At 64.2% G+C, this 12,480-nt stretch carries 13 protein-coding genes; 9 read left to right on the top strand and 4 right to left on the bottom strand.

Annotation, left to right across the window (positions count from 1 at the left end; genetic code table 11):
• The first annotated feature begins 203 nt into the window (after positions 1–203).
• The 6 genes from adk to MFF34_RS21905 all read left to right on the top strand — a co-directional run bounded on the left by adk (position 204) and on the right by MFF34_RS21905 (position 4,582).
• A complete protein-coding gene (adk, locus tag MFF34_RS21930) occupies positions 204–854 on the top strand; it encodes an adenylate kinase (protein WP_027595762.1) in 651 nt (216 codons plus the stop codon).
• Positions 855–1,051: 197 nt separating this feature from the next.
• Positions 1,052–1,726, top strand: a complete 675-nt coding sequence (gene tsaB / locus MFF34_RS21925) for a tRNA (adenosine(37)-N6)-threonylcarbamoyltransferase complex dimerization subunit type 1 TsaB (RefSeq protein WP_186675903.1) — start codon at positions 1,052–1,054, stop codon at positions 1,724–1,726.
• 131 nt (positions 1,727–1,857) lie between these two features.
• Positions 1,858–2,154: a hypothetical protein gene (locus MFF34_RS21920; RefSeq protein WP_099453111.1), complete on the top strand. Its 297-nt coding sequence runs from the start codon at positions 1,858–1,860 to the stop codon at positions 2,152–2,154.
• Between the two features lie 3 nt (positions 2,155–2,157).
• Positions 2,158–3,027 carry a DUF72 domain-containing protein gene (locus MFF34_RS21915; RefSeq protein ID WP_238216416.1) on the top strand — a complete coding sequence of 290 codons (870 nt, stop codon included), beginning with the start codon at positions 2,158–2,160 and terminating at the stop codon, positions 3,025–3,027.
• Positions 3,028–3,055: 28 nt separating this feature from the next.
• On the top strand, positions 3,056–3,886 hold the full coding sequence (locus tag MFF34_RS21910) for an oxaloacetate decarboxylase (RefSeq protein ID WP_027595766.1): 831 nt from the start codon (positions 3,056–3,058) through the stop codon (positions 3,884–3,886).
• A gap of 6 nt (positions 3,887–3,892) precedes the next feature.
• Complete coding sequence (locus MFF34_RS21905) at positions 3,893–4,582, top strand: extensin family protein (RefSeq protein ID WP_238216414.1); 690 nt, start codon at positions 3,893–3,895, stop codon at positions 4,580–4,582.
• 12 nt (positions 4,583–4,594) lie between these two features.
• Here the strand turns inward: MFF34_RS21905 and MFF34_RS21900 are convergent, their stop codons facing one another.
• Positions 4,595–5,215, bottom strand: a complete 621-nt coding sequence (locus tag MFF34_RS21900; RefSeq protein WP_238216412.1) for an energy transducer TonB — start codon at positions 5,213–5,215, stop codon at positions 4,595–4,597.
• Positions 5,216–5,319: 104 nt separating this feature from the next.
• On the opposite strand from MFF34_RS21900, the gene MFF34_RS21895 reads away from it, so the two are divergent.
• Positions 5,320–6,096, top strand: a complete 777-nt coding sequence (locus tag MFF34_RS21895; protein ID WP_085272738.1) for a class I SAM-dependent methyltransferase — start codon at positions 5,320–5,322, stop codon at positions 6,094–6,096.
• A gap of 145 nt (positions 6,097–6,241) precedes the next feature.
• Here MFF34_RS21895 and MFF34_RS21890 read toward each other — a convergent pair whose 3' ends face one another.
• Positions 6,242–6,883: a TetR/AcrR family transcriptional regulator gene (locus tag MFF34_RS21890; protein ID WP_186675919.1), complete on the bottom strand. Its 642-nt coding sequence runs from the start codon at positions 6,881–6,883 to the stop codon at positions 6,242–6,244.
• A 169-nt stretch (positions 6,884–7,052) separates the two neighbouring features.
• On the opposite strand from MFF34_RS21890, the gene MFF34_RS21885 reads away from it, so the two are divergent.
• Together MFF34_RS21885 and MFF34_RS21880 are read left to right on the top strand one after the other, a co-directional pair.
• Positions 7,053–8,153, top strand: a complete 1,101-nt coding sequence (locus MFF34_RS21885) for an efflux RND transporter periplasmic adaptor subunit (protein ID WP_186675922.1) — start codon at positions 7,053–7,055, stop codon at positions 8,151–8,153.
• A gap of 6 nt (positions 8,154–8,159) precedes the next feature.
• Positions 8,160–11,225, top strand: coding sequence for an efflux RND transporter permease subunit (locus MFF34_RS21880; RefSeq protein WP_238216410.1), 3,066 nt, complete (start codon positions 8,160–8,162; stop codon positions 11,223–11,225).
• Positions 11,226–11,300: 75 nt separating this feature from the next.
• Here MFF34_RS21880 and MFF34_RS21875 read toward each other — a convergent pair whose 3' ends face one another.
• Both MFF34_RS21875 and MFF34_RS21870 read right to left on the bottom strand, forming a co-directional pair.
• Entirely contained in the window at positions 11,301–11,990 is a 690-nt protein-coding gene (locus MFF34_RS21875) for a DUF4197 domain-containing protein (protein WP_027595773.1), read from the bottom strand.
• 33 nt (positions 11,991–12,023) lie between these two features.
• Positions 12,024–12,422, bottom strand: a complete 399-nt coding sequence (locus MFF34_RS21870; protein WP_027595774.1) for a YbaY family lipoprotein — start codon at positions 12,420–12,422, stop codon at positions 12,024–12,026.
• Positions 12,423–12,480 lie beyond the last annotated feature (58 nt).

Here is a 12,480-nt window from a genome sequence, read left to right as displayed (position 1 = left end):
GGAGGGCGGTTGCGCCGAGCGCAACCGCCTACCGGGCAGTGCGCAAGTGGCGCATTCCTGCAACTTTGGGACGCTTGTCTGGCTGCCGGGCGCTGTGTATCTTGAGCAGCCTTCTGACCGATTTATGGTCATACCCGATTTTCCGGACTTGGCCCTGGTTGCCGAATCCATTGAATTTCATAAAAAAATTTGAGGAGCACGAGATGCGCGTAATTCTGCTGGGAGCTCCCGGGGCCGGTAAAGGTACTCAGGCAAAATTCATCACCGAGAAGTTCGGTATCCCCCAGATCTCCACCGGTGACATGCTGCGTGCCGCCGTCAAGGCCGGCACCCCGCTGGGCCTGGAACTGAAAAAAGTCATGGATGCCGGCCAACTGGTTTCCGACGAGCTGATCATCGGCCTGGTCAAGGAGCGCATCGCCCAGCCGGATTGCGCCAACGGCTGCCTCTTCGACGGTTTCCCACGCACTATTCCACAGGCTGAAGCCATGGTCGCTGCCGGTGTCGACATCGATGCCGTGGTCGAAATCGCCGTTGACGATGAAGAAATCGTTGGTCGCATGGCGGGCCGTCGCGTGCACCTGGCTTCGGGCCGCACCTACCACATTCAGTACAACCCGCCGAAAGTGGAAGGCAAGGACGACGTGACGGGCGAAGACCTGATCCAGCGCGACGACGACAAGGAAGAAACCGTGCGTCATCGCCTGTCGGTCTATCACACCCAGACCAAGCCGCTGGTCGAGTTCTACCAGAAGCTGTCGGCCGCCAATGCCGGCAAGCCGAAGTACAGCCACATCGAAGGTGTCGGTTCGGTTGACGCCATCACTGCCAAGGTGCTGGCAGCCCTGAGCTGATCAGCGCCTGACGCCCGGTCCGCTTTTGTGGGAGCGGCCTTGCGTCGCGAAAGGGCTGCAGAGCAGCCCCATCAATGTGTGCCACGTCGCTGACACCTGGGGGCCGCTATGCGGCCCTTTCGCGACGCAAGGCCGCTCCCACAGGGGCCGCAGCTTCTTTATAATGCTGTTCTTTCCCCTGTATTTGGATACCCTCGATGACCACCCTGCTGGCCCTGGATACCGCCACCGAAGCCTGTTCCGTTGCCCTGTTGCATGACGGCAAGGTAACCAGCCATTACGAGGTGATCCCACGTCAGCACGCGCAGAAGCTGCTGCCGATGATCAAACAACTGCTGGGTGACTCCGGTGTAGCGTTGAACGCGCTGGATGCCATCGCCTTCGGCCGTGGCCCGGGCGCCTTCACCGGCGTACGGATTGCCATCGGTGTGGTTCAGGGCCTGGCGTTCGCGCTCGAACGCCCGGTGCTGCCGGTGTCCAACCTGGCCGCGTTGGCGCAAGGCGCGATGCGTGAGCAGGGTGTGCAGCAGGTGGCTGCCGCCATCGATGCACGCATGGACGAGGTGTACTGGGGCTGCTACCAGGCCAGCGAAGGCGAAATGCGCCTGATCGGCCAGGAAGCGGTGCTGCCGCCCGAGCGCGTGGCGCTGCCCGACGCCAGCACGGGCGAGTGGTTCGGTGCCGGCACCGGCTGGGGGTATGCCGAGCGCCTGGCAGTGCAGGTCGCTGCCAGCAATGCCGCAGCGTTGCCCAATGCCCTCGACATCCTCAGCCTGGCACGCTTCGCCTGGGCGCGCGGCGAGGCCATCGCTGCCGAGCAGGCGCAACCGGTGTACTTGCGCGATAATGTAGCCACACCCAAGAAACGCTGACGGCTACTCGTCGGTTATCGCCGATGACGATAAAACCTTTCGCGCGAACTGTGGTCTAGTTATCACTCGAGCATTAGCGACGGAACACTGATGCTGCTAAATTGCCATCATTGGTCCTGAGTGCTCACACCATGCGTATCGACGGTTTCTCCTCGCAGTCCTACCCGATCAAGCGCGCTCCGCGCAAAGCGTCGGTGCGCGACGAGGCAATCGACGATGCCGAAGTGATCGAGAATGACGCGCAAAGCGACGTCCCCCAAGAGGCCACCACTCGCCGTCGCAGCGGTGGTCTGCCAGCCCGCCAGCAAGACATGGTCTTCCCCCGCGCCCGTGATCGGCGCACCGCAACGGCGCTGGCCAGTTACCTGAGCACAGCCGGTTTTACCGATTGGGACATGGAAGTACTGGGGCTCGACCTGTACATTTGAGGGATGACTCCCTCTCTTCTGCCTTATTTTCTGGGTTGTCCGTCGTGGAGCGAAAGCGCCTGGCGCGATTACCTGTACCCCGCCGACGCCCGAGCCACTGAATACCTGGGCCTGTACAGCCAGGTGTTCAATGCGGTCGAGGGCAACACCACCTTCTATGCCAGCCCCGCGCCCGCGACCGTGGCCCGCTGGGCACAGGTCATGCCGGCGCACTTTCGTTTCACCGCCAAGTTCCCCCGCGAGGTCAGCCATGCCGCGGACCTTCGCGAGCAACTGGACGCGGCGATCACCTTCACCCGGTTGATGGCGCCGCTGGGTGAGCGAGTATCGCCTTATTGGTTGCAACTGCCTGCCATGTTCGGGCCTGCGCGCTTGGCAGAGTTGAGCCACTTTCTGGATGAAGTGGCGGTGCCGGTGGCCGTCGAAGTGCGTAACGACGCCTTTTTTGCGCGGGGTGAGGAGGAGCGGCAGCTAAACCGGCTGCTGCTCGAACGTGGCGTCGAGCGCATCTGCCTCGACCCACGGGCCTTGTTCAGCTGCACATCGCGCGACCCCGCCGTATTGCATGCCCAAGCCAAGAAACCCAAAGTGCCACCGCGCCCCGCTGCCTTCAGCCAGCACCCGCAGGTGCGTTTCATTGGCCACCCGCAACTGGACGCCAACGAAACCTTCCTGACGCCTTGGGTGGACAAGATAGCCAGCTGGATCGAGGAAGGCCGCAGCCCCTACATCTTCTTGCACACCTCGGATAACCGCCTGGCTGCGGCATTGGCCCAGCGCTTTCACCAGCGCCTGATGCAGCGCCTGCCCGGCCTCGCATCATTGCCGGAATTGCCACGCGCCCCTGAGGTCGAACAACTGGGACTACTCTGACCACTCCTTAATGCCTGAGGTTGAGACCATGGATGTGCAAACCCTGCGAGCCGAAGCCTTCAAGGCCCTGCATGAGCGCGACAGCGCGTTCGTCATCCCCAACCCGTGGGATGCCGGCTCTGCCAAGCTGCTGGCCAGCCTTGGCTTCGAGGCACTGGCCACGACCAGCGCGGGCTTGGCCTTCAGCCTGGGCCGGCCAGACGCCGAAGGCGCGTTGAGCCTGGACGAAACCCTGGATAATGCCGGTGTGATCGTCGATGCCACGGCGTTGCCGGTTGCCGCCGACCTTGAAAACGGCTTTGGCGACCTGCCTGAGGATTGTGCACAGACCATTCTGCGTGCCGCCGAGGCGGGCCTTGTGGGGGGCTCTATCGAGGACGCCAGCGGGCGCAAGGACGCCCCCATCTATGACCACGGCCTAGCGGTGGAGCGCGTGCGCGCGGCGGTTCAGGCGGCGCGCAGCCTGCCGTTCCCCTTCACCCTCTGCGCACGCGCAGAAAACCTGCTGCACGGGCGAATGGATTTGGATGACACCATCCTGCGCCTGCAAGCCTTTGCCGAAGCGGGTGCTGATGTGCTCTATGCGCCTGGGCTGCGCACTGTCGAAGAAATTCGCGCAGTGGTACAGGCGGTGGCGCCCAAGCCGGTCAACGTGCTGATGGGGTTGGCAGGCGTGACGCTGAGCGTCAATCAACTTCAGGACCTGGGCGTGCGCCGAATCAGCGTGGGGTCGTCGCTGGCCCGCGCAGCGTTAGGGGCTTTCCACCGGGCGGCCCTGGAAATTCGCGATGAAGGCACGTTCGGCTACGGCGAACAGGCGTTGCCGTTCGCGCAGCTCAACGATCTGTTCCGTCGCTGATTGGCCATGCGTGCGCTGCTGGCGCTGCTGGTGGGCTTGTCCTTGATGGCAGGCCTGGCCTGGCACCTCGGCTGGCGCCTGCCCGATGCATGGAACCCCTGGGCGGCGCTGGACGTGCGCCAGCCACCCAACCTGCTCACTGCCTACAAACTGTCGCGCCTGCGCAATGACCCGGCGCTGTGCCGCGAAGCGCTGGCAACCAGTGGCTTGCGTTACCGAGCCCAGGCCGACAGCCCAGCCTCGGCCAACTGCCCGCTGAACAACGTGTGGCGCATCGAAGGCGGTCAGGCACGGCTCAGCAGCAGTTTTCTCGCCAGTTGCCCGCTGGCAGTGGCCTACGCGCTGTTCGAGCAGCATGGCCTGCAGCCCGCGGCGCAGCGGGTATTGGGGCAGCCGGTGACCCAGGTCGACCACCTGGGCAGTTTCGCCTGCCGCAATGTCTACCACCGCAAACAAGGCCGACTCAGCCAGCATGCCACCGCCAACGCTTTGGACATCAGTGGTTTTCGCTTGCAGGACGGCCAGCGCATCGTGCTGGCGCAGGATTGGCAGGCGGGTGGGCAGAAGGCGGAGTTCTTACGCGAGGTCCAGCGAGTGGCCTGCGAGCGCTTCAGCACCGTGCTGGGGCCCGACTACAATGCCGCGCACCACAACCACTTCCACGTTGACATGGGCCTCTGGCAGATCTGTCGCTGAGCCGCTGTAGACTCAGGCGTAGGCGCGAACGTTGTTGAGTACCACCGGGCGCGCCCAATGGATGTCGAATTCCAGGTCGTTCTGCTGTTTGGCCAGGGTGGTTTCGTCGTAGGGCTCGGGCGCCGGGTCCAGCAGGTGGGTCTCGAACTCGGCGATAGGCAGGAACAGTGGGCGTGGGGAGGGGGCTGGGCCCGGCTCGGCAAGCGGCTGGCCCTGGCTCATGACCACCGGGCGCAACCAGTTGTTGCTCAGGTCCAGCTCGCGCTGTTGTTCGATCAGCTCGATGGCACTGAACGGTTCAGGCGCAGGTTCCAGCAGGTTTGCTTCAAGCTCTGCCTTGGGCAGGAACAGTGGCTCGGGTGGCGCGACTTCGGTGTCGTGCACAGCGCAGGCGCGCTGAGCATCGATCAGCGCCAGCGCCCTGGCCCCGCCAATCGGCTCGCCGCTGTGCTGATCGTACTGCACGAACGACTCGCTGATACTGTCCGCGGGTACTTCCTGTTGCTCGGCCATGGCACGGGCAAAGAAATCCTGCCACAGGTGGCTGACGCCCCCGAGTGTCTGGGTATTCTGCTGACCGTAGTGGCCGACAGGCGACAGGTAGGTCAAACCGATGGGAAGAGTATCTGTCATGGCAGTCGCGCGCGTTGTGCTCTGGCAGAATAGCGGGATATTGCCTGTATCGGCCGTGGTTGCCGATTCATTAAGGGCTGGGTTTGATTTTTTAGGTGTGGACGATGGAAGAGCAAGGCACGGGGATCAGGGTCGAAGCGATGTCGGCTGAGTATGCGCAACAGGCTGCGGCGTGGGCCGAGCGCCTGGGCCTGCCGCTGCAGGACGATGCCGCCGGCTTCGCTGTGCAGGTGGGCGCTGAAGGCTTGCAGATCCAGCAGTTGGGCCCGCAGGCGCCTGGGCCGGTGCGGGTGGACTTCGTCGAAGGCCAGGCTGCGCACCGGCGCCAGTTTGGCGGTGGCAACGGGCAGATGATCGCCAAGGCGGTCGGCATTGCTCAAGGTGTTCGGCCGCAAGTGCTCGACGCGACTGCAGGGCTGGGCAAGGATGCCTTCGTGCTGGCCAGCCTGGGTTGCCAGATGACCCTGATCGAGCGCCAGCCGCTGATTGCCGCGTTGTTGGAAGACGGCCTGGCACGGGCCCGTGCCGATGAAGAGGTGGGCCCGATCGTCGGGCGTATGCGCCTGCTGACCGGCAATGCCATCGAGCGCATGCGCGCGTGGGAGGGCGAGCCGCCGCAGGTGATCTACCTCGACCCGATGTTCCCGCACCGGGACAAAAGCGCCCTGGTGAAGAAGGAAATGCGCGTGTTCCGGCCGTTGGTGGGGGATGACATGGATGCCCCGGCCTTGCTCGAAGCCGCCCTGGCGTTGGCCAGCCATCGGGTGGTGGTGAAGCGCCCGCGCAAGGCACCGATCATCGACGGGCCGAAGCCGAGCCATTGCCTGGAGGGCAAGTCGAGCCGGTATGACATCTACCCGAAGAAAGCGCTGAAGGCCTGATTACGAAGACGCTTGTAGGAGCAGCCTTGTGCTGCGAAGAGGCCGGTGAATTCACCTTGAATCTTCACGGCTTTCACCGGCCTCTTCGCAGCACAAGGCTGCTCCTACCGTACCGGGTGGGTGCCGGTAGGTTGAATGGATCCCGCTATGGCCGGAACGCCCGCATGAACACCCCCACCACCTCACGCACATGCGCCTCGGCCTCGTCGCCTTCCAGTGGCCCGGCGCACCCCAGCAGCAAGCGGTAGTCCGGTGCGCCCTTGACCATGCAGAAGAAGTGCTCTGCCGCGCGCAACGGGTTATCGATGCGCAGCAACCCGCGCTCATGCGCTCCGCGCAGCAGTGCTTCCATACCCGCCAGCACGCGTTTGGGCCCGGCTTCGTAGAAGTACTCGCCAAAACCCGGGTCCGAGCTGCCCTGGGCCATGATCAGGCGGCTGAGCTTGACCGCTTCGTCGCTGCTGATCAGCGCCTGGAAGTTACGGGCAATGGTCAGCAGCACCTCTTCTACCGGTGCCCCCTCGGGGTACTCGAACAGCAGGTCCGGCAGTTGGATCTGGCAGGTTGCCATGACCGCCGAGCAGAACAGCGTCTGCTTGTCGGTGAAGTGGCTGTACACGGTGAGTTTTGAAACACCTGCCGCCGCAGCGACCGCATCCATGCTGGTGTTGGCATAGCCAAGGCTGAGGAACAGTGTCTTGGCCGCTTCGAGGATCGCCTCGCGCTTGGCCAGGTCCTTGGGGCGACCGGGCCCGATGGGTGCGTCGTTGGGCATTGGAGTCTGCATCTGGTTGAAGAGTCGCCCATCTTAACGGGTCGCACGCCATCCGGCCTCAAGGAATGGCCAAACGTTGATGTTGATTTTCTTTCCGGCGCTGGCTTCCCGGCTTCGGTTTGCTGATTTAATATACCCGTCAGTATAAATATTCGATGTGCTCTTCGCGAAAGGATTCATCATGTTGCGCCATGCCTTGTCCATCGCTTTGCCCGCTGCCGTCGCCCTGTTGCTGACGGCGTGTGGCCAGGAAACCGCACCGCCCGCTGCGCCGCGCCCGGCACTGGTGATCCAGCCGCAGCCTGCCGAAGCGGCAGCCGACAGCTACCCCGGCGAAGTGCGTGCGCGCTTCGAGCCGGAACTGGCCTTCCGCATCGCTGGCAAGGTCAGCAAGCGCCTGGTCGAGGAAGGGCAGCGGGTCAAGGCCGAGCAGCCGCTGGCCGAGCTGGACCCCCAGGATGTGCGCCTGCAACTGGAGGCCAATCGCGCCCAACTGGCGGCCGCCGAAGCCAACCTGGCGCTGGTGCGCGCCGAGCGTGATCGCTACCAGAAGCTGCTGGACCGGCAGATGGTCAGCCATTCGCAATACGACAATGCCGAAAACCTCTACCGCGCCGGCATGGCCCGCCTTAAACAAGCCAAGGCCGAGTTCGACGTTGCCGGCAACCAGGCCGATTACGCGGTGCTGCGTGCGCCGCAGGCTGGGGTGATCGCTAAGCGCCAGGTCGAGGTCGGCCAGGTGGTCGCTGCCGGGCAGACCGTGTTCACCCTGGCTGCGGATGGCGAGCGTGAGGTAGCCATCGGCCTGCCGGAGCAGCAATTCGCCCGCTTCGCGGTGGGGCAGGCGGTCAGTGTGGAACTGTGGTCGCACCCTGGTGAGCGTTTCGAAGGGCGCATCCGTGAACTTTCGCCGGCAGCCGACCCACGCTCGCGCACCTTTGCCGCGCGCATCGCCTTCACTTCAGCCAAGGCACCGGCCGAGCTGGGCCAGAGCGCGCGCGTGTTCATTGCCCATGAGGGCCTCATCCCACTGGCGGTGCCGTTGTCTGCGGTGACCGCAGAAAACGGCCAGGCCTATGTCTGGCGGGTCAACCCGGACCACCGCCTGGCGCGCACGGTGGTGCGCCTCGGGCCATACGGCACCGACAGCGTCCCGGTACTCGAAGGCTTGAAGCCGGGCGACTGGGTGGTCGCCGCGGGTGGCCATGTGCTGCGCGAGGGGCAGGAGGTGCGCCCCGTGGACCGCACCAACCGTGTAGTGAACCTGACGGCCAAGGAGTAAGTCCCGATGGGTTTCAACCTTTCCGCCTGGGCGCTGCGCAATCGCCAGATCGTACTGTTCCTGATGATCCTGCTGGCTGCCATTGGCGCCATGTCCTACACCAAGCTGGGCCAGAGCGAGGACCCGCCCTTCACCTTCAAGGCCATGGTCGTGCGCACCCTGTGGCCCGGCGCCACCGCCGAAGAAGTGTCGCGCCAGGTCACCGAGCGCATCGAAAAGAAACTGATGGAGACCGGCGAGTACGAGAAGATCGTCTCGTTCTCCCGCCCGGGCGAGTCGCAGGTGACCTTCATGGCCCGCGATTCGTTGCACTCCAAGGACATCCCCGAGCTGTGGTACCAGATCCGCAAGAAGGTCGCGGACATCCGGCACACCCTGCCACCGGAGGTGCAGGGCCCGTTTTTCAATGACGAGTTCGGCACCACGTTCGGCAACATCTATGCGCTGACCGGCGCGGGCTTTGACTACGCGGTGCTCAAGGATTACGCCGACCGTATCCAGGTCCAGCTGCAGCGGGTCAAGGACGTCGGCAAGGTCGAGTTGGTCGGGCTACAGGACGAGAAAATCTGGATCGAGCTGTCCAACCTCAAGCTGGCAACGCTCGGAGTGCCGCTGGAAGCCGTCCAACAGGCCCTGCAGGCGCAGAACGCGGTGAGCACCGCCGGCTTCTTCGAAACCCCCAGCGAGCGCCTGCAATTGCGGGTGAGCGGCCGCTTCGACAGCGTCGAGCAGATCCGCCAGTTCCCGATTCGCGTGGGCGATCGCACCTTCCGCATCGGCGACGTTGCCGAGGTGCACCGCGGCTTTAACGACCCGCCGGCACCGCGCATGCGCTTCATGGGTGAGGACGCCATCGGCCTGGCCGTCTCGATGAAGGACGGCGGCGACATCCTGGTACTGGGCAAGGCCCTGGAGGGCGAGTTCGAACGCCTGGCGCGCAACCTGCCGGCGGGCATGGAGCTGCGCAAGGTCTCGGACCAGCCGGCGGCGGTCAAGGCGGGCGTTGGTGAGTTCGTCCAGGTGCTGGCCGAGGCGTTGATCATCGTGCTTTTGGTGAGCTTCTTCTCCCTCGGCCTGCGCACCGGGCTGGTGGTGGCGTTGGCCATCCCGTTGGTACTGGCCATGACCTTTGCCGCCATGCATTACTTTGGCATCGGCTTGCACAAGATCTCGCTCGGCGCCCTAGTGCTGGCGCTGGGCCTGCTGGTGGATGATGCGATCATTGCCGTGGAAATGATGGCGATCAAGATGGAGCAGGGCTACGACCGGCTCAAGGCGGCGAGCTATGCCTGGAGCAGCACGGCCTTCCCGATGCTCACCGGCACCCTGATCACCGCGGCGGGCTTCCTGCCTATCGCCACGGCGGCCTCGAGTACCGGCGAATACACCCGCTCGATCTTCCAGGTGGTAACCATTGCGCTGCTGACCTCCTGGGTCGCTGCGGTGGTGTTCGTGCCGTACCTGGGCGAGCGGCTGCTGCCAGACCTGGCCAAACTGCATGCGGCGCGGCACGGCAGTGATGGCCACGCGCCCGACCCGTATGCCACGCCGTTCTACCAACGCGTACGGCGGGTGGTGGAGTGGTGCGTGCGGCGGCGCAAGACGGTCATCCTGCTGACCCTCGCGGCGTTTGTCGGCAGCATCCTGTTGTTCCGTTTCGTGCCGCAACAGTTCTTCCCGGCCTCCGGGCGCCCGGAGCTGATGGTCGACCTGAAACTGGCCGAAGGTGCGTCGCTGGCCAACACCGCCGAGCGGGTCAAGCAACTGGAAGCACTGCTCAAGCAGCAGGACGGCATCGACAATTACGTGGCCTATGTGGGCACCGGTTCGCCGCGCTTCTACCTGCCGCTGGACCAGCAACTGCCGGCCGCCAGCTTTGCCCAGTTCGTGGTGCTGGCCAAGTCGATGGATGACCGTGAGCGCCTGCGCAGCTGGCTGATCACCACCATGGACCAGCAATTCCCCGAGCTGCGCGGCCGCGTCACCCGCCTGGAGAACGGCCCACCCGTGGGCTACCCGGTGCAGTTCCGGGTGACCGGCGAGCACATCGAGAAGGCCCGGGCCCTGGCCCGCGAGGTGGCCGACAAGGTGCGTGAGAACCCGCATGTGGTGAACGTGCACCTGGACTGGGAAGAGCCGAGCAAAGCGGTGTTCCTGGAGATCGACCAGGACCGCGCGCGCGCCCTCGGCGTCAGCACCGCGCAGTTGTCCAGCTTCTTGCAGAGCTCGCTGACCGGGACCACGGTTAGCCAGTATCGCGAAGACAACGAATTGATCGAAATCCTGCTGCGCGGCACGCACAAGGAACGCAGCGAACTGGCCAACCTCGGCAGCCTGGCGTTGCCCACCGACAACGGCCAGAGCGTGGCGCTGTCGCAGGTGGCGACCCTGGAGTATGGCTTCGAGGAGGGCATCATCTGGCACCGTAACCGTTTGCCGACGGTGACCGTACGCGCCGACATCTATGACAAGGAACAACCCGCGACGCTGGTGCGGCAGATTGAGCCGACACTGCAGGCGATCAAGGCCAAGCTGCCGGATGGCTACCTGCTCGAGGTAGGCGGCACGGTGGAGGATTCGGAGCGCGGGCAGAAATCGGTGAATGCCGGCATGCCGCTGTTCATCGTGGTGGTGTTGAGTTTGCTGATGATCCAGCTGCGCAGCTTCTCGCGCACGGTGATGGTGTTCCTGACCGCGCCCTTGGGGCTGATTGGGGTGACCTTGTTCCTGCTGGTGTTCCGCCAGCCGTTCGGCTTCGTCGCCATGCTCGGCACCATTGCCCTGGCCGGGATGATCATGCGCAACTCGGTGATTCTGGTAGACCAGATCGAACAGGACATCGCGGCGGGCATGGCGCGTTGGCAGGCGATCATCGAGGCCACGGTACGGCGCTTCCGCCCGATCGTGCTGACCGCGCTGGCGGCGGTATTGGCGATGATCCCGTTGTCGCGCAGTGTGTTCTATGGGCCGATGGCGGTGGCGATCATGGGCGGGTTGATTGTTGCGACCGCGTTGACCCTGCTGTTCTTGCCGGCGCTGTATGCGGCGTGGTTCAGGGTCCGGAAAGACTGAAGGCCGCAGGGGAGGGCGGTGCCCTCCATTCGCGGGCTTGTCCCGCGAATGGGCTGCAAAGCAGCCCCTTGGCTATCACAGAACGCCGAAGACCTTCTTGGCCAGGCTGGTTGCAGCCTCGGCCGGGTTCTGGCGAATGCTTTGTTCTTGCTTGCCGATCATCTCGAACAGGCCATCCAGCGCCTTTTCGGTCACGTAGTTCTCGATGCTGGCGCTCTTGGCGTCGACCACGCCCAATGCCACTGCTTGCCCGGCAAAGTTGTTGTACTGCTGGGCCAGGCCCACCTTGTCGGTGGCTTGCTTGACGATCGGCAGGAACTTGGCGCGGATCTGTTCGCGGCTGCTCTTGTTCAGGTACTGGGTGGCCGAATCGTCGCCACCGCTGAGGATGCCCTTGGCATCGGTCACGCTCATGTTCTTGACAGCATCGACCAGGATCGCCTGGGCTTGTGGCACGGCAGCCTCGGCGGCCTTGTTCATGCTGGTTTCCAAGGCATCGACCTGGTCACCCTTGCCGAACATCTTCATGGCTTTGGCGGCCTTGCCGAGGTTGCCCGGCAGTTCGATGCGCACGTCCGGGTTGTTGTTGAAACCGCCTGGGGTGCTCAGTTGCTTGACGGCAATCTGCGCGCCTTGGGTCAGCGCGTCTTTCAGGCCACCGGTGGCGTCCTTCTGGGACAGGTCGCCCAGCGACAAGGCCAGGGCACTGGCAGACAGCAGCAAGCCGGCGCACAGGGTAGTGAAGCGCAGGGAGGAGCGAATCATGAAGCTTTCCTTCTGAACAGAAATAGACGGGTGTCAGCGAACCTGATCGACCTTGATGCGCACGGGCTGGGTGTCGCTGCCGTCGAGTTTCACGCCGTGGTGTTCGGTGTTGATGAACAGCAGCTTGCCGTCGAGCTCGATGCGCGCGCTGATCGCATAGCGGTGGCCGGGCTTGACCTGGGCCGGGTCGTAGGTGAGGTGGAACGGCAGCGGCACGTTGCCTTTAACCGGGCCGGCCTGGCTGGCCAGGGTCACTGCGGGTGCGTCCATCAGCGACACGTCCTGCAAGCTCACGCTGAGGGTGGCGGTTGGGGGCAGGGCGATGCGCTGCAAGTAGAAGACTTCGCCATCCAGGCTGGCCTGGGTCGATGGGGTGTGGCTGGAGCAGGCTGCAAGCAGGGATGCGCAACACAGCATAAAGAGCTTTTTCATGGAATCTCCGTAGTCCTTGGCGCTGGCTTTTGGCCAACCCCAGGGACTTTAGCGGATT

The organism is Pseudomonas sp. PAGU 2196, from assembly GCF_022179005.1.
GTDB classification, from domain to species: Bacteria; Pseudomonadota; Gammaproteobacteria; order Pseudomonadales; family Pseudomonadaceae; genus Aquipseudomonas; species Aquipseudomonas kermanshahensis.
This window is presented reverse-complemented; position numbering and strand designations above follow the sequence as displayed.

Bases quoted from the DNA above. Each gene is read 5' to 3' on its own strand.
- adk (WP_027595762.1), top strand. From the start codon at position 204: ATGCGCGTAATTCTGCTGGGAGCTCCCGGGGCCGGTAAAGGTACTCAG.
- tsaB (WP_186675903.1), top strand. From the start codon at position 1,052: ATGACCACCCTGCTGGCCCTGGATACCGCCACCGAAGCCTGTTCCGTT.
- MFF34_RS21920 (WP_099453111.1), top strand. From the start codon at position 1,858: ATGCGTATCGACGGTTTCTCCTCGCAGTCCTACCCGATCAAGCGCGCT.
- MFF34_RS21915 (WP_238216416.1), top strand. From the start codon at position 2,158: ATGACTCCCTCTCTTCTGCCTTATTTTCTGGGTTGTCCGTCGTGGAGC.
- MFF34_RS21910 (WP_027595766.1), top strand. From the start codon at position 3,056: ATGGATGTGCAAACCCTGCGAGCCGAAGCCTTCAAGGCCCTGCATGAG.
- MFF34_RS21905 (WP_238216414.1), top strand. From the start codon at position 3,893: ATGCGTGCGCTGCTGGCGCTGCTGGTGGGCTTGTCCTTGATGGCAGGC.
- MFF34_RS21900 (WP_238216412.1), bottom strand. From the start codon at position 5,215: ATGACAGATACTCTTCCCATCGGTTTGACCTACCTGTCGCCTGTCGGC.
- MFF34_RS21895 (WP_085272738.1), top strand. From the start codon at position 5,320: ATGGAAGAGCAAGGCACGGGGATCAGGGTCGAAGCGATGTCGGCTGAG.
- MFF34_RS21890 (WP_186675919.1), bottom strand. From the start codon at position 6,883: ATGCAGACTCCAATGCCCAACGACGCACCCATCGGGCCCGGTCGCCCC.
- MFF34_RS21885 (WP_186675922.1), top strand. From the start codon at position 7,053: ATGTTGCGCCATGCCTTGTCCATCGCTTTGCCCGCTGCCGTCGCCCTG.
- MFF34_RS21880 (WP_238216410.1), top strand. From the start codon at position 8,160: ATGGGTTTCAACCTTTCCGCCTGGGCGCTGCGCAATCGCCAGATCGTA.
- MFF34_RS21875 (WP_027595773.1), bottom strand. From the start codon at position 11,990: ATGATTCGCTCCTCCCTGCGCTTCACTACCCTGTGCGCCGGCTTGCTG.
- MFF34_RS21870 (WP_027595774.1), bottom strand. From the start codon at position 12,422: ATGAAAAAGCTCTTTATGCTGTGTTGCGCATCCCTGCTTGCAGCCTGC.